Source organism: Pseudomonas sp. IAC-BECa141, assembly GCF_020544405.1.
Lineage (GTDB): Bacteria > Pseudomonadota > Gammaproteobacteria > Pseudomonadales > Pseudomonadaceae > Aquipseudomonas.
On record NZ_CP065410.1, the window covers coordinates 5,807,426 to 5,827,049 of the forward strand.

Below are 19,624 nucleotides of genomic sequence, written 5' to 3' on the forward strand. Positions count from 1 at the left end.
CTTAGGACTGCTTTTCGAACTTCAGATCCCACACGCCATGCCCAAGACGTTCGCCGCGGCGTTCGAACTTGGTGATCGGGCGTTCGACCGGGCGTGGCACGCACTTGCCGTCTTCGGCGAGGTTGCGGTAGCCCGGGGCGACGTTCATCACTTCCAGCATGTATTCGGCGTATGGCTCCCAGTCGGTGGCCATGTGCAGAATGCCGCCAACCTTCAGCTTGCTGCGCACCAGTTCAGCGAAGGACGCCTGAACAATGCGGCGCTTGTGGTGACGGCTCTTGTGCCACGGATCCGGGAAGAACAGCATCAGGCGATCGAGGCTGTTGTCGGCGATGCAGCGGTTGAGCACTTCGATCGCGTCGCAATCGTAGACCCGCAGGTTGGTCAGGCCCTGAGTCAGCACGCCATTGAGCAGCGCGCCGACACCCGGACGGTGAACTTCGACACCGATGAAATCCTGTTCCGGCGCAGCGGCGGCCATTTCCAGCAGCGAGTGGCCCATGCCGAAACCGATCTCCAGCGAACGCGGCGCGGAACGGCCGAACACCTGGTCGTAATCCACCGGCGCATCGGCCAGCGGCAGGACGAACTTCGGCGCGCCCTGATCCAGGCCGCGCTGCTGGCCTTCGGTCATGCGCCCGGCGCGCATCACAAAACTCTTGATGCGGCGGTGTTGGCGCTCGTCGCCTTGTTCCGTCTGGATTGGCGTGTCGTTCGATTCAGTCATCAATAGCTCTTACTTGATCAGACCATCCAGCGGCGAAGAGGCACTGGCATAGAGTTTTTTCGGCATGCGGCCGGCGAGGTAGGCCAGGCGGCCCGCGACGATCGCGTGTTTCATGGCTTCAGCCATCATGATCGGCTGCTGGGCGTGGGCGATGGCCGAGTTCATCAGCACGGCGTCACAGCCCAGCTCCATCGAGATGGTGGCGTCGGAAGCGGTGCCGACACCGGCATCCACCAGCACCGGGATCTTGGCTTCTTCGAGGATGATCTGCAGGTTGTACGGATTGCAGATCCCCAGGCCCGAACCGATCAGACCGGCCAGCGGCATCACCGCGATGCAGCCGATTTCCGCCAGTTGCCGGGCGATGATCGGGTCATCACTGGTGTAGACCATCACGTCGAAACCTTCCTTGACCAGCACTTCGGCGGCCTTGAGGGTTTCAATCACGTTGGGGAACAGGGTTTTCTGGTCGGCCAGCACTTCCAGCTTCACCAGGTTGTGGCCATCGAGCAGCTCACGGGCCAGGCGGCAGGTGCGCACGGCTTCCACCGCGTCGTAGCAGCCTGCGGTGTTCGGCAGGAAGGTGTAGCGATCCGGCGACAGCACTTCGAGCAGGTTCGGCTCGCCTTCGATCTGGCCCAGGTTGGTGCGGCGCACGGCGAAGGTGACGATCTCGGCACCCGAGGCTTCGATGGCCAGGCGGGTTTCTTCCATGTCACGGTACTTGCCGGTACCGACCAGCAAACGCGACTGGTAAGTACGACCGGCCAGAACGAAAGGCTTGTCGCTACGAACGATGCTCATGGGGAATCCTCTGTTGGGGTGAGGGTCTTGCAGAATTGTCGGCCCATGCAGGCCTGGCGACTAGCCGCCGCCTATCGCGTGCACGACTTCGACATTGTCGCCGTCGTTCAGCGTGGTGTCGGCGTGCTGGCTGCGCGGGACGATATCCAGATTGAGTTCGACCGCGACGCGGCGTCCGGTCAGGTCCAGACGGGTCAGCAGGGCCGCAACGGTTTCACCGTCGGGCAGTTCAAAGGATTCACCGTTCAACTGAATGCGCATGCGCAACGCCGCCATCACTTTTTAGGGGGTGGCATTCTAGCCCGATCATGACCTAAAGGTCAGCACCAAGCGTCAAGCGGTTGGCTGCAGGCGCCAGGCGGCGAGTCCGAGGCACAGCCAGCCGATCAGGAATGCCAGGCCACCGAATGGGGTGATGATGCCGAGCTTGCCGATGCCGAGGGTGGTCAACAGGTACAGGCTGCCGGAGAACAGCAGGATACCGACGGTGAACGAGATACCGGCCCAGGCGACCAGACGCCCCTGAAGCTGCGTGGCCAGCAGCGCCACGCCGAACAGCGCCAATGCGTGTACCAACTGATACGTGACGCCAGTGTGGAAGATCGCCAGGTAATCCGGGGTCAGGCGGTTTTTCAGGCCATGGGCGGCGAATGCGCCAAGGCCGACACCCGTGAAACCAAAGAAGGCAGCCAGCATCAGAAAGCTACGCAGCATGTAGAACTCCACTCAGACTCGATCGGCAGGGTCTGTATAATGGCCCGCTCAACCGGTTCGGCCAAGCCATCTCTATGCTGCGTTTATTTCTCCGTCGTTTCACGAAGGCCCTGCTCTGGTTCGCGGGCGGCAGCGTATTGCTGGTGTTGGTGTTTCGCTTCGTGCCGCCGCCGGGCACGGCGTTGATGGTCGAGCGAAAGATCGAATCCTGGGTCGACGGCGAGCCGATCGATCTGCAACGCACCTGGAAGCCGTGGGACGAGATCTCCGATGATCTGAAGGTCGCGGTGATTGCCGGCGAAGACCAGAAATTCCCCGAGCACTGGGGTTTTGACCTGAGTGCAATCAAGGCAGCACTGGCCCACAACGAACTCGGCGGTTCGATTCGCGGCGCCAGTACCCTGAGCCAGCAAGTGTCGAAGAACCTGTTCCTGTGGTCGGGCCGCAGTTATCTGCGCAAAGGCCTGGAAGCCTGGTTCACCGCGTTGATCGAAGTGTTCTGGCCCAAGCAGCGGATTCTCGAGGTGTACCTGAACAGCGTCGAGTGGGATGACGGCGTGTTCGGCGCCGAAGCGGCGGCACGGCATCACTTCGGCGTAGGTGCCAAGTCATTGTCCCGGCAGCAGGCGAGTTATCTGGCGGCCGTACTGCCGAATCCTCGGGTGTGGAGCGCCAGTCATCCGACTGCTTACGTGTCGCGCCGCGCCGGATGGATTCGCCAGCAGATGAGCCAGCTGGGTGGCGACAGCTATCTGCTGACACTCGATGAGTCACGTCGGGCACCCTGGGCCCAATGAGTTTCTGAAGCGCACACGAAAACGCCCCGATCATCACTGATCGGGGCGTTTTTTATTGCCAGACTACCGGTTATGCGGCAATCGACAACTTGAGCTTGTTCATCGCGCTCTTCTCGAGCTGACGGATCCGCTCGGCCGACACGTTGTACTTCTGCGCCAGATCGTGCAGCGTGGCTTTCTCTTCTGCCAGCCAGCGCTGGTAGAGAATGTCGCGGCTGCGTTCGTCCAGCACTTCCAGCGCTTCGTGCAGATTGTGATTGGAGTTGTCGCTCCAGTCGGCATCTTCCAGTTGACGCGCCGGGTCGTACCGGTGGTCTTCCAGGTAGTTGGCCGGCGACTGGAAAGCACTGTCGTCGTCGGCTTCGGCAGCCGGGTCGAAGGCCATGTCATGGCCGGTCAGGCGACTTTCCATCTCACGCACTTCACGCGGCTCGACGCCGAGGCTTTCCGCCACACGGTGGACTTCCTCGTTGTTCAGCCAGGCCAGACGCTTCTTCTGGCTGCGCAGGTTGAAGAACAGCTTGCGCTGGGCCTTGGTGGTCGCGACTTTCACGATCCGCCAGTTGCGCAGGATGAACTCGTGAATCTCGGCCTTGATCCAGTGCACCGCGAAGGACACCAGACGCACGCCCATTTCCGGGTTGAAACGCTTAACGGCCTTCATCAGGCCGACGTTACCTTCCTGGATCAGGTCAGCCTGAGCCAGACCGTAGCCGGAATAGCTACGGGCGATGTGTACGACAAACCGCAGGTGGGCGAGCACCATCTGCCGAGCCGCCCCCAGATCCTGCTCATAGTAGAGACTCTCGGCCAGTTCACGCTCCTGCTCCGGCGTCAGCAATGGAATGCTGTTGACGGTGTGCACGTAGGCTTCCAGGTTTGCGCCTGGAACCAATGCATACGCAGGTTGCAAAGAATTGGACATACGGAAAAACCTCCGACTTACATACTCATGCTTTTCAGCATTGCGAAAAATTGACCGGAAACTCAAATGAAAGTTTCCTTAACCACTGAAAGGTCAATCACGCGCAAAAAAGATTCTACTTCGGCGCCAACTCCCTGAGATGACGTGCGACTGCAATCCATGCACCGATATAACCCAACAGCACCGCGCCAAGCAAGAGCGACAGACCGTCGGCAACTGGCACGCCGGCCAGTGCGAAGTCACTGCCGTACAAGCCGGCCAGCCCGACCACCGCGTCATTCAGCCAGTCCAGGCCGAACGCCAATACACCCCAGGACAGCAGCCCCGCACCGAAGCCATACAACGCGCCCATATAAAGGAAAGGACGACGCACATAGCTGTCGGTGCCGCCGACGAGTTTAATCACTTCTATCTCGGTGCGGCGGTTTTCAATATGAAGACGAATGGTATTGCCTATCACCAAAAGCAATGCGGAAACCAGCAACACCGTCAGACCGAACACAAAACGGTCGCCGAGCTTGAGGATGGCGGCCAGACGCTCGACCCAGACTAGATCAAGTTGCGCCTGTTGTACCTTCGGCAGCTCGGAAAGTTTTTGTCTTAATGCTTCCAGGGTCGACTTGTCGACCTCGTTCGGCGTCACCAGCACCACGCCCGGCAGCGGGTTTTCCGGCAGCTCGCGCAGGGCTTCGCCCAGTCCCGACTGCTGCTGGAATTCTTCCAGCGCCTGGTCGCGGCCGACATATTCAGCATCAGCTACGCCGGGCATGCCTTTGATCTGGTCGCGCAACGCTTCGCCCTGAGACGGACTGGCCTCGAGCTCCAGGTACAGCGAAATCTGCGCCGCGCGCTGCCACGAGCCGCCCAGGCGCTCGACGTTGCTCAGCAACAGCGAAAGCCCCATCGGCAGGCTCAGGGCAACCGCCATCACCATGCAGGTGAAGAAGCTGCCGATCGGCTGCTTGCCGAGACGGCGCAGGCTGTCGATCCAGCTGGCGCGATGGCTTTCGATCCAGGCACGGAACAATGTGGCGAAATCCGGGCCGTCGTCATCGTCGTGCTTTTTCTTCTTTGGCGGTTGCGGATCGGCTGCCTTCGGGGCCACGCGCTCGGAAACCTTCGGACTACGTGTTGCACTCATACGCCGGCCTCCCCGTCGCCGATCAATCGGCCGCGTTGCAGAGTCAGCATGCGATGGCGCATGCGCGCGATCAGCGCCAGGTCGTGACTGGCGATCAGCACGCTGGTGCCCAGACGGTTGATGTCTTCGAACACGCCCATGATCTCGGCCGCCAGACGCGGGTCGAGGTTACCGGTCGGTTCGTCCGCCAGCAGCAAAGCCGGACGGTGAACGATGGCGCGGGCAATGCCGACGCGCTGTTGCTGACCGGTGGAGAGGTCGCCCGGATACAGTTCGGCCTTGTCCGACAGCGCCACACGCTCCAGCGCCGAATCGACGCGCTTGGCGATTTCAACCTTGGACAGCCCGAGAATCTGCAACGGCAGCGCGACGTTGTTGAACACCGTGCGATCAAACAACAGTTGATGGTTCTGGAACACCACACCGATCTGTCGGCGCAGGAACGGAATCTGCGCATTGCTGATGGTGCTCAGGTCCTGTCCGGCCAGCAGCAGTTTGCCGCTGGTCGGACGCTCCATCGCCAACAACAGGCGCAACAATGTGGATTTACCGGCACCGGAGTGGCCGGTGACAAACAGGAACTCGCCGCGACGGACTCGAAAGCTCAGCTCATGCAAGCCGACGTGACCGTTCGGGTAGCGCTTACCGACCTGTTCGAAACGAATCATGAACGCTCCCGCTCGGCGAACAATGCCTGGACAAAGGGTTCGGCTTCAAAGGTACGCAGATCGTCGATGCCTTCACCGACGCCGATGTAGCGGATCGGCAGGCCGAATTGCTTGGCCAGGGCGAAAATCACCCCGCCCTTGGCGGTGCCGTCGAGCTTGGTCAGCGCCAGGCCGGTCAGTTCGACGGTCTGGTTGAATTGCTTGGCCTGGTTGATGGCGTTCTGACCGGTGCCGGCGTCGAGCACCAGCAGCACTTCGTGCGGCGCATCGGCGTCGAGCTTGCCGATCACCCGGCGAACCTTCTTCAGTTCTTCCATCAGGTTGTCTTTGGTGTGCAGACGACCAGCGGTGTCGGCGATCAGCACATCGATGCCACGGGCCTTGGCGGCCTGCACGGCGTCGAAGATCACCGAAGCCGAGTCCGCGCCCGTGTGCTGGGCGATCACCGGAATCTTGTTGCGCTCGCCCCAGACCTGCAATTGCTCGACAGCTGCGGCACGGAAAGTGTCACCGGCGGCCAGCATGACTTTCTTGCCTTCCAGCTGCAGCTTCTTCGCCAACTTGCCGATGGTGGTGGTTTTGCCGGCGCCGTTGACGCCGACCACCAGAATCACGAACGGCTTGTTCTGGGAAGCGATTTTCAGTGGCTGTTCGACCGGCTTGAGCATTGCGGCCAGCTCGGCCTGCAGGGATTTGTACAAGGCGTCGGAATCGGCCAGCTCTTTACGTGCGACCTTCTGGGTCAGACGCTGGATGATCACCGAAGTCGCCTCGACGCCGACGTCGGCCGTCAGCAGGCGGGTTTCGAGATCGTCGAGAAGATCGTCATCAATGGCTTTCTTGCCGAGGAACAGGCTGGCCATGCCTTCGCCAATACTGGCGCTGGTCTTGGACAGGCCTTGCTTGAGGCGGGCGAAGAAGCCGGCCTTGGTTTCCTCGGTGCGCGGGGCCTCGACCGGGGTTTCCACAAGAGCGACTGGCGCTACGGCGACTGGTGCAGGTGCAGGTGCAGGTGCAGGTGCAGGTGCAGGCTCGGGCGTTTCAACAATCGGGGCAACCGGGGCAGCAACCACAGGTTCTGGAATGACAGGAGCGGCTTCCACCACTGGCGCCTGAGCAGGTTCCGGCGTAAACGCAACCGGCGCAGGAATCGGCGGCGTAACGTGCGGCGCGGCCTCTTCCACCAGCGCCACCGGCTCTTCCGCCACCGGCAAGGTCAGCCACGGCTCACTGGCCGGGGTCAGCGGCAATTCGGCGGCAGCCGGCGCTTCAGGCTCGGCCTCGGCCACCGGTTGCAACACCGGCTCGGCGATCGGCAGCACAACCGGTGCCGGCGCTTCTTCTAATACGGGAGCAGGCGCGGGGGCTGGCTCAGGAATGGCAGTCGGCTGTTCGATGACGGGTTCCTGCGGTTTCTTGCGCAGCCATCCGAACAGGCTTTTCTTCTCGCCAGCCGCAGCTGGGGTCTTCTTGTCGTCGTTGGAACCAAACATGGAGGACGGCTATCTCACGGTAGCGACGCGCCACAGGGGCGCCCCGGCAAATAAATATTCGATGCAGAACAGACTGTGTTTCACCCAGCTTGTTCACGCGCAACATTTTGTCGAGGCACCAACGGCACCTCAAAGGAATCGTTTTAATGAAGGACTGGCCGGCAAAATCGGCGAAAAAGCGAAGTTTAGCTGATAAACCAAAGCCTTCTGCCGCAAACCCATACAACCTGATCAGGTTTCAAAACCGGATAGGCGTGGTCGCCGGTAAAACGGATCAGTATCCTAGCACCCTCTCGCCCGCCGACGCTAAGACCAAGCGGGCAGCCCAACAGGTTTAAAAACGAATGAATGCTCTAGCCCGCCGCGCCGCAGGCCTGCTGCTCAGCACAGTCTGCCTGCCCCTTTCGGCCCTGGCGGCCGATCCGCAACCGACTCACGAATTTACCCTCGACAACGGCCTGAAGGTCGTCGTGCGCGAAGACCATCGCGCGCCGGTGGTGGTGTCGCAGGTCTGGTACAAGGTCGGTTCCAGCTACGAAACCCCGGGCCAGACCGGTCTGTCCCACGCCCTCGAGCACATGATGTTCAAGGGCAGCGAAAAAGTCGGCCCCGGCGAAGCTTCGCTGATCCTGCGCGACCTCGGCGCCGAAGAGAACGCCTTCACCAGCGACGACTTCACCGCTTATTACCAGGTGCTGGCCCGCGACCGTCTGGGCGTGGCCTTCGAACTGGAAGCCGACCGCATGGCCAGCCTGCGGCTGCCGGCCGACGAGTTCGCCAAGGAAATCGAAGTCATCAAGGAAGAGCGCCGCCTGCGCACCGACGACAAGCCGATGTCCAAGGCCTACGAGCGCTACAAGGCCATGGCCTACCCGGCCAGCGGTTATCACACGCCGACCATCGGCTGGATGGCCGACCTTGAGCGGATGAAGGTCGAAGAGCTGCGTCACTGGTATCAGTCCTGGTACGTGCCGAACAACGCCACATTGGTGGTGGTCGGCGACGTGACCCAGGACGAGGTGAAAAGCCTCGCCCAGCGCTACTTCGGGCCGATCCCGAAACGCGACGTGCCACCGGCGAAAAAGCCGCTGGAGCTGGCGGAACCGGGTGAACGCCAGATCACCTTGCATGTGCAGACCCAACTGCCAAGCCTGATGCTCGGTTTCAACGTTCCGAGCATCGCCACCGCCGAAGACAAACGCTCGGTCAACGCCTTGCGCCTGATTTCGGCGTTGCTGGACGGCGGCTACAGCGGCCGCATCCCGACCCAGCTGGAGCGCGGTGAAGAGCTGGTGTCCGGCGGTTCGTCGAGTTACGACGCCTACACTCGCGGCGACAGCCTGTTCACCCTGTCGGCCACGCCGAACACCCAGAAGAAAAAGACCATGGCCCAGGCTGAAGCCGGTCTGTGGAAACTTTTGGATCAGCTGAAAACCACCGCACCGTCCGCCGAAGAACTGGAGCGCGTGCGTGCGCAGGTTATCGCCGGCTTGGTCTTCGAGCGCGATTCGATCACCAGCCAGGCCACCGCCATCGGCCAGCTGGAGACCGTCGGTCTGTCGTGGAAACTGATGGACACCGAACTGGCCGATCTGGAAAGCGTCACCCCGCAAGACATCCAGAACGCCGCCAAGCTGTATTTCACCCGCGAACGTCTCAGCGTCGCCCACGTCCTGCCATTGGAGACGACTCATGAGTGAGCGCAAAACCCCACGCCTGCTGCTCGGCCTGATCGCCGTGGCCGTCATCGGCTCCGCTGCGTTCTATCTGGTGCCGAGCGACAACACCAAGGCCAGCGAAGCGCTGGATAACGCCAAGTCCAGCCAGAAGCTGCAATCGCTGGCCGAACTCGACGGCAAGGCCCCGGCCAGCCGCAAGCTCGACGTGCAGACCTGGAACACCGCCGAAGGCGCCAAGGTGTTGTTCGTCGAGGCTCGCGAATTGCCGATGTTCGACATGCGCCTGATTTTCGCCGCCGGCAGCAGCCAGGACGGTAACGCGCCGGGCCTGGCCCTGCTGACCAACGCCATGCTCAACGAAGGCGTGGCGGGCAAGGACGTCGGTGCCATCGCCCAAGGTTTCGAAGGCCTGGGCGCGGACTTTGGCAACGGCGCCTATAAAGACATGGCCATCGCCTCGCTGCGCAGCCTGAGCGCCGCCGACAAACGCGAGCCGGCGCTGAAACTGTTCTCGGAAGTGGTGGGCAAACCGACCTTCCCGGCCGACTCCTTCGCGCGCATCAAGAACCAGATGCTCGCCGGTTTCGAGTACCAGAAACAGAACCCCGGCAAACTCGCCAGCCTGGAGCTGATGAAGCGTCTGTACGGCGATCACCCATACGCCCACTCCAGCGACGGCAACGCGCAAAGCGTGCCGAAAATCACGCTGGCGCAACTGCGTGAGTTCCACGCCAAGGCGTATGCGGCGGGCAACGTGGTGATCGCACTGGTGGGCGATCTGTCCCGCAGTGAAGCCGAGGCGATTGCCAATCAGGTGTCCGCTGCGCTGCCAAAAGGCCCGGCGCTGGCGAAAATCGAGCAACCGACCGAACCGAAGGCCAGCGTCGGCCACATCGAATTCCCGTCCAAGCAGACCAATCTGATGATTGCGCAACTGGGCATCGACCGTGATGACCCGGACTACGCCGCGCTGTCGATGGGCAACCAGATCCTCGGCGGTGGCGGTTTCGGCACCCGGCTGATGAGCGAGGTGCGTGAAAAGCGCGGCCTGACCTACGGCGTGTATTCAGCCTTCAGCCCGATGCAAGCTCGCGGCCCGTTCATGATCAATCTGCAGACCCGTGCGCAAATGAGCGAAGGCACCCTGAAACTGGTGCAGGACGTGCTCGGCGACTACCTCAAGACCGGCCCGACCCAGAAAGAACTGGACGACGCCAAGCGCGAACTGGCCGGCAGCTTTCCGCTGTCCACCGCGAGCAATGCCGATATCGTCGGTCAACTCGGCGCCATGGGTTTCTACAACCTGCCGCTGAGTTATCTGGACGACTTCATGCGTCAGTCCCAGAGCCTGACGGTCGAGCAGGTTCGCGATGCCATGAACAAACACTTGAGCACGGATAAACTGGTCATCGTCAGCGCTGGCCCGACCGTGCCGCAAAAGCCGTTACCGGCCCCATCTGATAAACCTGCCGAGCAGCCGCTCGGGGTTCCGGAGCATTAATGGCCAGTCCAAAGAAACCTGTACAAAAACTGCACAACGGGGTGAACCAGTTGCGCATCATCGGCGGCGAATGGCGCAGCCGCAAACTGAGCTTTCCTGATGCGCCGGGCCTGCGTCCGACGCCGGATCGGGTACGCGAAACCCTGTTCAACTGGCTCGCGCCTTACGTTGCCGGGGCCAAGGTTCTCGATCCGTTCGCCGGCAGCGGCGCACTGTTTCTGGAAGCGCTGTCCCGTGGCGCAGCAATGGGTCAGGCCCTGGACGCCAGCCATGTTGCGGTCTCCAGCCTGAAAGAACACCTCGGCACGCTGCGCTGCACCAACGGCCACGTACAGACCGCCGATGCGCTGCGCTACCTGGAAACCCAGACCGCGACCGCGTTCGACCTGGTGTTCCTCGACCCGCCGTTCAACCAGAACCTGCTGCCGTCGGTGTGCACATTGCTGGAAGAGCGCCAATGGCTGGCCGAAGATTCGTGGATCTACACTGAAAGCGAAACCGCACCATCGACCCTCGGCCTGCCGGGCAACTGGCGCCTGCACCGCGAGCAGAAATCCGGGCGGGTGTACTACGCGTTGTGGCAGCGCAGCCTGCCCGCTCTCTGACACCGTCGATCCACGCAATGCCCGGCGTGCGGTAGATAACTACCGCACGCCTCCCCTGCAAAATCTCCACAGTGGATTACGCCATTTCCGTAATCCACTGAGGATGAATCACTTATGGACACTTTGTGCAGCAGGATGCTGCCTTGCCTGGCCCTCGCCCCGCTGCTGGCGCTGGCCGATCCACCACCGACCACCCATGAGTTTCGGCTGGACAATGGCCTGAAGGTCGTCGTCCGCGAGGATCACCGGGCCCCGCTGGTCACCTCGCAACTCTGGTTCAAAGTCGGCTCGGCTGACGAATCGCCGGGCCAGACCGGACTGTCCCACGCGCTGGAGCACATGCTTTACAAGGGCAGCAGCAAGACTTGTCCGGGTGAGGCATCGGCCATTCTGGAATCCCTGGGCGCATCGGAAAATGCCTTTACCAATAAGGACGTCACGGCCTATTACCAGACGCTGCCCAAGCCTTATCTGGGCGTCGCGTTTGAGCTGATGGCCGACCTGATGTCGACCGCTCACCTCAGACCTGAGGATTTCACCCCCGAGATTGCCGTCATTCAAGAGGAACGTCGCTGGAGTGTTGAAGACAGTCCTCTCGACACCGCAATGGAACGCCTGGAAGCTCTGGCCTATCCCTCCAGCAGCTACCGAACGCCCGTCAGCGGCTGGATGACCTGCACGGTCTGAACGCCACTCAGTTGCGGGACTGGTATGAGTCACGCTATTCCCCCGGCAATGCCACGCTGGTTGTCGTCGGTGACGTCACGCTCGATTACGTTCAGCCCTTGGCTCAGCGTTACTTCGGCAGCCTGCCCGGTCGCGCCTTTCCACAAGCCGTGAAACCTCATGAACTGCCGGAGCCGGGCGAACGCCGAATCACACTCAAACAACCGGTTCCTGCCCCACAACTGATCATGGCAATCAACGTTCCCAGCCTGGCTACGGCAGACACCGATCGGACCGCACACGCACTGCAGCTGATCAGAATGTTGCTGGCAGGCTCCCAGAGCGCACGCCTGCAAAAACGCCTGTTGCACCAGGAGCATTTGCTCAGTCAAGTCGACGCCAGCTACAACCTTTACAGCCGTGGCGACACCCTCCTGATAGTGCGCACCCGGCTCGACAATTCGCACTCGGCCACGCCTGACAAGGCGCAATCACGCGTCTGGGATCTGTTCGAGGAGCTGCGCACAACGCCTCCCTCCATCGATGAACTGGAACGCGCGCGAACCCAGTTGATCGCCCAAAGGGTTTTTGCACGAGATTCTATCGAGAGCACTGCCCAACAGCTGGCCGCCCTCGAGAGCATTGGCCTGTCGTGGCAATTGCTCGATCAGGAGATTGCCGGGTTAAAGAACGTGACGCCCGAGGACATCCGTCAGACCGCTGAAAAATATCTGATCCGCGAACGCCTCAGCACCGCCCATGTGCTCATGGAGAAAAAACATGGATAAATCGGCGCGCGTCTTTGAGTCTGTCCTGGCCTGTTTCGCACTCATCGGTTGGCTGTCAGCCAGCCCGGCTACTGCCGCCAACTCGCCAGCCGGCTTTCCCGACACTCGATTGCAATCGTTGCTGGAAACAGACTCCACACAACAGGCTCCACGCCCCTTTACCATCAAGGGCTGGAAAACCACGACAGGCATCAAAACGTTATTCATCCGCACCACGGATCTGCCAATGTTCGACGTTCACGTCAGCTTCGCCGGCGGCAGTGCACGCGATGGCGACACACCCGGTCTGGCAGCGGTGACATTCAGTCTGTTCAACGAAGGCGTCGCCGACATGAGTGATCATGCAGCTATCGCCGAAGTGTTCGACGGGCTGGGAGCGAAGCTCGGGATGGACCTGGATCAGGAACGTGCCACTTTCACGTTGCGCAGCCTGAGCGATCCAGACAAAAGCAGCCCGGCACTGCAGCTGTTTACGCAAATGCTGGGGCAGCCCGCTCTTACCGAAGAAGCTCTGCTCAGGGTCAAGCGCGAGCTTCGTGGCTTGCAGCTGGCAGAACAGCAACAACCTGCGCAAATTGCCTCGCTGCGCCTGCAGGATCTGCTGGCTGCGGACACGCCATACGCCCGTTCGATCTACGGAACCGATGCCGGCCTGACCTCGCTCACCCGTCAGGCCGTTCAAACGTTTCACAGCCAGACCCACTCGGCAAGCCAGACACAAATTACATTGGTGGGAGACCTTTCCGTCGAACAGGCACAGGCCATCAGCCTGCAAATCGCCAACGCGCTACCCGCGCCCCTCGTTGCATTGCCCACCGTCGAACCGCTCAAGGCGTTCGGTACTGAAATGCATCGCCATGTCGAGCGCACACAGGAACAGGTTCACGTATTGCTGGGACAACCCAGCCTGTCGCGCCAACACGAAGACTTCGTTGCGCTGTATGCCGCGACGCTGATTTTCGGCAGGGGAGCAAACTCCCGTCTGATGACAGAACTGCGGCAAAAACGCGGCCTGGTGTACGACGCCAGCATTCGCACCAAAGACTGGGCGGGCAGCGGCCTGACATCAATCACCCTGCAGACCAGCCCTCAATTCGCGAATGAAACGGTGGCCCTGGTGAAATCGATGCTCAGCAAATTCCGGCGTGAGGGCCCGACACAGGAGGAATTGGCTTACTTCAAACGCCGACTGGCCAACGCCAACATCGTTAGCAGCGCCAGCAACGCGCAGATTCTCGGGCGCCTGGCCGAGATCAACCGGCATCACTTGCCACTGGACCTGGACTTCTTCGCACAACAGGTGCAGCGCCTGACGCTTGAACAGATCAGAACGGCAATGGACAAACATCTGCCGGACGATCAGTGGCGGGTAGTGACGGTCGGTCCGACGGTACCCCAAGTGCCGCTCCCGCAACCGGCCATTGTCCCGACCGTCGAGCCGTCGGGGCATTCGTGTCGCGCCGATGCAGGCTTTGTGGCAAGTTAGACCTCCCTTGAAGTGACAGCCCTTGTATGACTGTCACTTCATGCATGACACCGTCGAGATTTACCGTGCGCGCACTTCTTTCTCCTTCCGAACCAGGTTTTCGTTTCACGCCCGCCTTCGGCCTTGGCAATCCGCACCTGCAAACCTTGTGGGGGCCGCTTTGGCGCAAGACCGTTCACCTTGACCGCCAGCGCGAACGGCTATGGCTGGAGGATGGCGACTTTCTCGACCTCGACTGGTACGGCCCGCACAGCGCCGAAGCGCCACTGGTGCTGGTGTTGCACGGGCTGACCGGCTCCTCCAATTCGCCTTATGTGGCCGGAATCCAGGCAGCGCTCGCCGCACAGGGCTGGGCCAGTGTTGCGCTGAACTGGCGCGGCTGCTCCGGCGAGCCGAACCTGTTGCCGCGCAGCTACCATTCCGGCGCCAGCGAAGACCTCGCCGAGACCATCCGCCATCTGAAAGCCAAGCGGCCACTGGCGCCGTTGTATGCGGTCGGCTATTCCCTCGGCGGCAATGTGCTGCTCAAGCATCTGGGGGAAACCGGCAGCGCCAGCGGCGTACGGGGTGCCGTGGCGGTGTCGGTGCCGTTTCGCCTCGATCAATGCGCCGACCGTATCGGCCAGGGTTTCTCCAAGGTCTATCAGGCGCACTTCATGCGCGAGATGGTGGCCTACATCAAGAACAAGCAGCGCCAGTTCCAGCACGACGGGCGCGAGGACGGTCTTGCCGCACTGGCCGCTCTCGGCTCGCTGGAAAACATGCGCACTTTCTGGGATTTCGATGGCCGGGTGACCGCGCCGCTGCACGGTTTCGTCGATGCCGAGGATTACTATCGCCGGGCATCGAGCCGTTACTTTCTCGGAGAGATTCGCACGCCGACCCTGATCATTCAGGCGGCGGACGATCCGTTCGTGTTTCCCCACAGTTTGCCTTCAGCCAGTGAGCTATCGAGCTCGACCGTGTTCGAATTGCAGAACAAGGGCGGGCATGTCGGCTTCGTCGACGGCACGCTCCGCCAGCCGGGCTATTACCTGGAACGACGGATTCCGCAGTGGCTGGCTGACGCGGGTCGCGGGTGAGGTCATGAGCGATCGGGGCGAGTCGATCCGTTTCTGGCAAGCCGCGCCTCTGGCCGGGGTCGAGCTGTTGACCGCGCGCTACATCGAGCATCGTTTCGCCCCGCACGTCCACGACGGTTATGTGATCGGCATGATCATGGCCGGTGCCCAGCGCTACCGTTATCGCGGCGCCGAACACCTGGCGGGCAGCGGCACGCTGGTGCTGATCAATCCGGATGAATTGCACACCGGCCACAAGGGCACCGAGGACGGCTGGCTGTACCGTGCGTTCTACCCGGACACCGGCAAGATTGTCTCGCTGCTTGAAGAACTGGAGCTGCCGACCGCGCCGATGCCGGCCTTTGGCGCAACGCTGTATCGCGACCCGGATCTGGTCACCGGCTTCAGTCAGTTGCACCGCTTGCTGGAAAGCCCCGCCACCGCGCTGCAACAGCAAACGGTGTGGCGCGAAATGATGATGCGGCTGTTGCAGCGTCACGCGGCGGTGCAAATCAACGGCAACCCCGGCAAGGAGCATCGCGCGGTGGCGATGGCCAAGGAGTTGCTGCACGCGCAACTGGCGGCGCCGCCCTCGCTGGAAGAACTGGCGGCGGCCGTGAACCTGTCACCCTTCCACTTCGCCCGGGTGTTCCGCCGCGCCACCGGCATGCCGCCGCACAGCTGGCTGATGCAGCAGCGGATCGCCTGTGCGCGGGGCTTGCTGCAGAGCGGCTGCGTGCCGGTGGAAGTCGCCGCGCAGCTGGGATTTGCCGACCAGAGCCATCTGAGCCGGCAGTTCAAACAGGTTTATGGTGTGGGGCCGGCGGCCTATCGCAGCGCGCGGCTGGGTCGCTGAGCGCTTATTCGCCCGTCGCGATACCGCGCGACGGCTCGTTGATCCACTCGCTCCACGATCCGGCATACAGCGAACCCAACGGGTAACCCGCCAGACACAGGGCGAACAGGTTGTGACACGCTGTCACCCCGGAGCCGCAGTAAGCCACCAGATCGGCCGGCGAACGCTCGCCGAGTTTCGCGGCGAAACGCTGCTTGAGCTGATCGGCCGGCAGGAAACGCCCGTCGCTGCCCAGATTGTCGGTGAACGCCGCGCACTGCGCGCCGGGAATGTGCCCGGCGATCGGGTCGATCGGTTCCACTTCACCCTTGAAGCGCGGCAACGCGCGGGCATCGAGCAGGGTCAGGGCCGGTTGGCCGAGGCGCTGCTGCAATTGCTCGGCGCTGAGCAGCAGGTTCATGTCCGGCTGGCCGCTGAAGTTGCCGCGGACCGCTGACGGTGGATCGAGGCTCAGCGGCAGCCCCGCCGCATGCCAGGCCTTGAGCCCGCCATCGAGAATGAACACGCCGTCGCGCTTGCCCAGCCACGCCAGCAACCACCAGGCCCGCGCCGCATAGGCGCCCGGGCCGTCGTCATACAGAACCACGTCACTGTCGTTGTTGATGCCGAAGGCTTGCAGGCGATCAATCAGCGCCGTCGGCTCCGGCAGCGGATGGCGACCGGTCACGCCTTTGGTCACCGGGCCGCTGAGGTCCCGCTCAAGATCGGCGAAATGTGCCCCGGCAATGTGCCCCTCGGCGTAGCTGCGCTGGCCGTAATCCGGGTCTTCGAGGGCAAAACGGCAATCGAGAATCACCAGCCCCGGCTGCGCCTTGCGGGCATCCAGGGCGGTCGGGCTGATCAGTTGCGCAATCGGCATAGCGAACGACTCCAGTGAGGAAATGGAATTACGGTCTCTCTTCGAGGGCCTGGGCCAGCGGCACGTAGAACTCTTCGAACAAGGCGTTGACCTCATCGCGGGCCTGCTCGGTGACGAACCCCGCTTCCAGCACCAGCACCTGATACACGCCACGTTTGATGGCCTGTTCGCTGAGGTGATTGGAATTTTCTCGGGTCGTGCACAGGAAGCGCACCCACGAGGTGAGGATGATCCACGCGTTGAGGGTCAGGGATTCGATCTGCACCCGGTCCATCTTCAGGATCCCGGCGGCAACGAAGCCTTCGTAGATCGCCGCGCCCTGGATCACGCAGCGCTGGGAGAAGCGCCGGTAACGCTCGGCCAGATCCGGATCGCTGTCGAGCAGATGCTCGAGATCGCGGTGCAGGAAACGGTAGCGCCACATCGCCGACAGCAATTCCTTGAGATAGAAACGCTTGTCTTCGACCGTCGCGGCCCGGCCCTGGGGCGGACGCAGGAAGCTGTCCACCAGGCTTTCGTACTCACTGAACAGCACGGCGATGATCGCCTGCTTGTTGGGGAAGTGGTAGTACAGATTGCCCGGAGAAATCTCCATGTGGGCGGCGATGTGATTGGTGCTGATGCTGCGCTCGCCCTGCTGATTGAACAGCTCGAGGCTGTTCTGCACGATGCGCTCGCTGGTTTTGATCCGTGGGGCCATGGCTTGAGCTTTAATTCAGAGTGCGTTGGGGGGCATCTTACGACCTAACCGGAACCGGATAAAACCAGGATGCGCAAGGAAGCCATTTGACTTTCTAGAGCATAGACTCTAAAAAGTTCGTCACAACAACATCTCCGGAGCTGACAATGACTGCCGATATTGCCTACCTGCAAACGCTGCAACAGCCGCTGGAAGAGCTCAATCGGCTGTTCGATGCGCAGCGTGCCGCCTACGCCGCCAACCCGATGCCGCCGGCGGCCCAGCGTCAGCAATGGCTCAAGGCCCTGCGCGATTTGTTGAGCAGCGAGCGGCAGGCCCTGATCGACGCCATCAGCTCCGACTTCAGCCACCGCAGCGCCGATGAAACCCTGCTCGCCGAACTGATGCCGAGCCTGCACGGCATTCACTACGCCAGCCGGCACATCAGCCAGTGGATGAAACCTTCGCGGCGCAAAGTCGGCGTTGCCTTCCAGCCGGCATCGGCGAAAGTCGTGTACCAGCCGCTTGGCGTGGTGGGCGTCATCGTGCCGTGGAACTACCCGCTGTTCCTGGCCATCGGCCCGTTGACCGGCGCCCTCGCGGCCGGTAATCGGGTGATGCTGAAACTCAGCGAATCGACCCCGGCCACCGGCCTGCTGCTCAAGCAACTGCTGGCGCGAATCTTCCCCGAGGATCTGGTGTGCGTGGTGCTCGGCGAGGCCGATGTCGGCGTGGCGTTTTCGAAGATGCGCTTCGATCACCTGCTGTTCACCGGCTCCACCAGCGTCGGCAGGCACGTGATGCGCGCGGCGGCAGAAAACCTGACCCCGGTGACGCTGGAGCTGGGCGGCAAATCCCCGGCCATCGTCTCCCACGACGTGCCGCTCAAGGACGCCGCCGAACGCATCGCCTTCGGCAAGACCCTCAATGCCGGCCAGACCTGCGTGGCCCCGGATTACGTGCTGGTGCCGGAAGCGCGCATCGGCGGTTTCGTCGAAGCCTATCGCCAGGCCGTGCGCGGGTTTTATCCGACACTCGCCGACAACCCGGACTACACCGCCATCATCAACGAGCGCCAACTGGCGCGACTGAACAGCTACCTCAGCGACGCCACCAGCAAGGGCGCGCTGCTGATTCCGCTGTTCGAGCAGGGCCAGGGCCGGCGCATGCCGCACAGCCTGCTGCTGAATGTCAGCGACGAGATGACGGTGATGCAGGACGAAATCTTCGGCCCGCTGTTGCCGATCGTGCCGTATCAGGATCTGGATCAGGCATTTGCTTACATCAATCAGCGGCCACGTCCTCTGGCTCTTTACTACTTCGGCTACGACAAACGCGAACAGAAGCGCGTGCTCAGCGAAACCCATTCCGGCGGCGTCTGCCTCAACGACACGCTGCTGCATGTGGCGCAGGACGACATGCCGTTCGGTGGCATCGGCCCGTCGGGCATGGGGCATTACCACGGGCACGAAGGTTTCCTGACGTTCAGCAAGGCCAAGGGCGTGCTGGTCAAACAGCGTTTCAACGCGGCGAAACTGATCTACCCGCCCTACGGCAAATCCATTCAGAAACTGATCCAGAAACTGTTCATTCGCTAACGTCACCGCCGGGTAATAACAACAATGCACCCAAGCCTGACCGAAACACCTGCCCTCTCGCGCCGTGGCCTGCTGAAATTCAGCCTGGGCGCCACGGCGTTCCTCGCCACCGCCGGGCTTGGTGCCAGCCTCAGCGGCTGTTCATCGAGCGTATCGGCCCACGGATTCACCACGCTGCGCAGCGGTGACCTGCTGTTTCTGCGCGCGCTGATTCCGGTAATGCTCGATGGCGCCGTCGCGGTGGAAAAGATGCCCGCCGCTGTCGATGGAACCCTGAAGTCGCTGGATTACAGCCTCGATCACCTGTCGCCGGAAATGCTCAAGCTCACCCGGCAACTGTTTGATGTGCTGGGCATGGCGGTGACGCGCGGGCCATTGACCGGAATCTGGGGCAGTTGGGAAAACGCCAGCCCCGAGGCGATCCGCCATTTCCTCGATCGCTGGGAAAACAGCTCGCTGAGCCTGCTGCGCATGGGCCACAGCTCATTGCTGCAAATGGTGATGATGGCCTGGTACACCCGCGCCGAATCCTGGGCCCATTGCGGTTACCCCGGCCCGCCCGCCGTTTGAGCCTGGC

Annotated in this window: 20 protein-coding genes and 1 pseudogene; 11 read left to right on the forward strand and 10 right to left on the reverse strand. The window is 61.9% G+C overall.

The genetic code is table 11. The features are described 5' to 3' along the window. Nucleotide 1 precedes the first annotated feature (1 nt). The 4 genes from trmB to I5961_RS26670 all read right to left on the reverse strand — a co-directional run bounded on the left by trmB (nucleotide 2) and on the right by I5961_RS26670 (nucleotide 2,245). Complete coding sequence (gene trmB / locus I5961_RS26655; protein WP_085702910.1) at nucleotides 2–727, reverse strand: tRNA (guanosine(46)-N7)-methyltransferase TrmB; 726 nt, start codon at nucleotides 725–727, stop codon at nucleotides 2–4. Between the two features lie 9 nt (nucleotides 728–736). Then, nucleotides 737–1,531: a thiazole synthase gene (locus I5961_RS26660; RefSeq protein ID WP_007953385.1), complete on the reverse strand. Its 795-nt coding sequence runs from the start codon at nucleotides 1,529–1,531 to the stop codon at nucleotides 737–739. A 60-nt stretch (nucleotides 1,532–1,591) separates the two neighbouring features. Further along, on the reverse strand, nucleotides 1,592–1,792 hold the full coding sequence (gene thiS, locus I5961_RS26665; RefSeq protein WP_007953386.1) for a sulfur carrier protein ThiS: 201 nt from the start codon (nucleotides 1,790–1,792) through the stop codon (nucleotides 1,592–1,594). A gap of 72 nt (nucleotides 1,793–1,864) precedes the next feature. After that, nucleotides 1,865–2,245 (reverse strand): DUF423 domain-containing protein, encoded by a 381-nt coding sequence (locus I5961_RS26670; RefSeq protein ID WP_085697857.1) that lies wholly within the window; start codon nucleotides 2,243–2,245, stop codon nucleotides 1,865–1,867. A gap of 74 nt (nucleotides 2,246–2,319) precedes the next feature. Here I5961_RS26670 and mtgA point away from each other — a divergent pair, with 74 nt between their 5' ends. Then, nucleotides 2,320–3,042 carry a monofunctional biosynthetic peptidoglycan transglycosylase gene (gene mtgA, locus I5961_RS26675; RefSeq protein WP_085697858.1) on the forward strand — a complete coding sequence of 241 codons (723 nt, stop codon included), beginning with the start codon at nucleotides 2,320–2,322 and terminating at the stop codon, nucleotides 3,040–3,042. A gap of 70 nt (nucleotides 3,043–3,112) precedes the next feature. Here the strand turns inward: mtgA and rpoH are convergent, their stop codons facing one another. The 4 genes from rpoH to ftsY form a co-directional block, all read right to left on the reverse strand. Then, nucleotides 3,113–3,967, reverse strand: coding sequence for an RNA polymerase sigma factor RpoH (rpoH, locus tag I5961_RS26680; protein ID WP_007953393.1), 855 nt, complete (start codon nucleotides 3,965–3,967; stop codon nucleotides 3,113–3,115). A 115-nt stretch (nucleotides 3,968–4,082) separates the two neighbouring features. Further along, entirely contained in the window at nucleotides 4,083–5,108 is a 1,026-nt protein-coding gene (gene ftsX / locus I5961_RS26685; protein WP_085697859.1) for a permease-like cell division protein FtsX, read from the reverse strand. After that, nucleotides 5,105–5,776: a cell division ATP-binding protein FtsE gene (gene ftsE / locus I5961_RS26690; protein ID WP_007953396.1), complete on the reverse strand. Its 672-nt coding sequence runs from the start codon at nucleotides 5,774–5,776 to the stop codon at nucleotides 5,105–5,107. Before ftsE ends, ftsX begins: the two co-directional genes overlap by 4 nt. Next, entirely contained in the window at nucleotides 5,773–7,269 is a 1,497-nt protein-coding gene (ftsY, locus tag I5961_RS26695; RefSeq protein WP_227233795.1) for a signal recognition particle-docking protein FtsY, read from the reverse strand. The genes ftsE and ftsY overlap by 4 nt, the downstream gene beginning before the upstream one ends. Here ftsY and I5961_RS26700 point away from each other — a divergent pair. The 8 genes and pseudogenes from I5961_RS26700 (at nucleotide 7,268) to I5961_RS26735 (ending at nucleotide 15,911) form a co-directional block, all read left to right on the forward strand. Then, nucleotides 7,268–7,462, forward strand: coding sequence for a hypothetical protein (locus I5961_RS26700; protein ID WP_080511029.1), 195 nt, complete (start codon nucleotides 7,268–7,270; stop codon nucleotides 7,460–7,462). The genes ftsY and I5961_RS26700 overlap by 2 nt on opposite strands. A gap of 151 nt (nucleotides 7,463–7,613) precedes the next feature. After that, nucleotides 7,614–8,969: a M16 family metallopeptidase gene (locus tag I5961_RS26705; RefSeq protein WP_227233797.1), complete on the forward strand. Its 1,356-nt coding sequence runs from the start codon at nucleotides 7,614–7,616 to the stop codon at nucleotides 8,967–8,969. Further along, nucleotides 8,962–10,449 carry a M16 family metallopeptidase gene (locus I5961_RS26710; RefSeq protein WP_227233798.1) on the forward strand — a complete coding sequence of 496 codons (1,488 nt, stop codon included), beginning with the start codon at nucleotides 8,962–8,964 and terminating at the stop codon, nucleotides 10,447–10,449. The genes I5961_RS26705 and I5961_RS26710 overlap by 8 nt, the downstream gene beginning before the upstream one ends. Beyond that, on the forward strand, nucleotides 10,449–11,054 hold the full coding sequence (rsmD, locus tag I5961_RS26715; RefSeq protein WP_227233800.1) for a 16S rRNA (guanine(966)-N(2))-methyltransferase RsmD: 606 nt from the start codon (nucleotides 10,449–10,451) through the stop codon (nucleotides 11,052–11,054). Before I5961_RS26710 ends, rsmD begins: the two co-directional genes overlap by 1 nt. Nucleotides 11,055–11,168: 114 nt before the next feature. Next, nucleotides 11,169–12,508, forward strand: a pseudogene (locus I5961_RS26720) (M16 family metallopeptidase). A 226-nt stretch (nucleotides 12,509–12,734) separates the two neighbouring features. Continuing rightward, complete coding sequence (locus I5961_RS26725; protein ID WP_227233801.1) at nucleotides 12,735–13,994, forward strand: M16 family metallopeptidase; 1,260 nt, start codon at nucleotides 12,735–12,737, stop codon at nucleotides 13,992–13,994. 65 nt (nucleotides 13,995–14,059) lie between these two features. After that, a complete protein-coding gene (locus I5961_RS26730; RefSeq protein ID WP_227233803.1) occupies nucleotides 14,060–15,076 on the forward strand; it encodes a hydrolase in 1,017 nt (338 codons plus the stop codon). A gap of 4 nt (nucleotides 15,077–15,080) precedes the next feature. Beyond that, nucleotides 15,081–15,911 (forward strand): AraC family transcriptional regulator, encoded by an 831-nt coding sequence (locus I5961_RS26735; protein ID WP_227233805.1) that lies wholly within the window; start codon nucleotides 15,081–15,083, stop codon nucleotides 15,909–15,911. Between the two features lie 4 nt (nucleotides 15,912–15,915). On the opposite strand, the gene I5961_RS26740 is transcribed toward I5961_RS26735, so the two are convergent. Together I5961_RS26740 and I5961_RS26745 are read right to left on the reverse strand one after the other, a co-directional pair. Further along, complete coding sequence (locus tag I5961_RS26740) at nucleotides 15,916–16,770, reverse strand: sulfurtransferase (RefSeq protein WP_085697868.1); 855 nt, start codon at nucleotides 16,768–16,770, stop codon at nucleotides 15,916–15,918. A gap of 28 nt (nucleotides 16,771–16,798) precedes the next feature. Then, nucleotides 16,799–17,470, reverse strand: a complete 672-nt coding sequence (locus tag I5961_RS26745) for a TetR/AcrR family transcriptional regulator (RefSeq protein ID WP_085697869.1) — start codon at nucleotides 17,468–17,470, stop codon at nucleotides 16,799–16,801. A gap of 146 nt (nucleotides 17,471–17,616) precedes the next feature. Between I5961_RS26745 and I5961_RS26750 the strand changes: the two genes are divergently transcribed. Further along, the gene (locus tag I5961_RS26750; RefSeq protein ID WP_085702918.1) at nucleotides 17,617–19,047 is read left to right on the forward strand and encodes a coniferyl aldehyde dehydrogenase; all 1,431 of its coding nucleotides are present in this window, start codon (nucleotides 17,617–17,619) and stop codon (nucleotides 19,045–19,047) included. A 24-nt stretch (nucleotides 19,048–19,071) separates the two neighbouring features. Then, the gene (locus I5961_RS26755; RefSeq protein ID WP_085697871.1) at nucleotides 19,072–19,617 is read left to right on the forward strand and encodes a twin-arginine translocation pathway signal protein; all 546 of its coding nucleotides are present in this window, start codon (nucleotides 19,072–19,074) and stop codon (nucleotides 19,615–19,617) included. Nucleotides 19,618–19,624 lie beyond the last annotated feature (7 nt).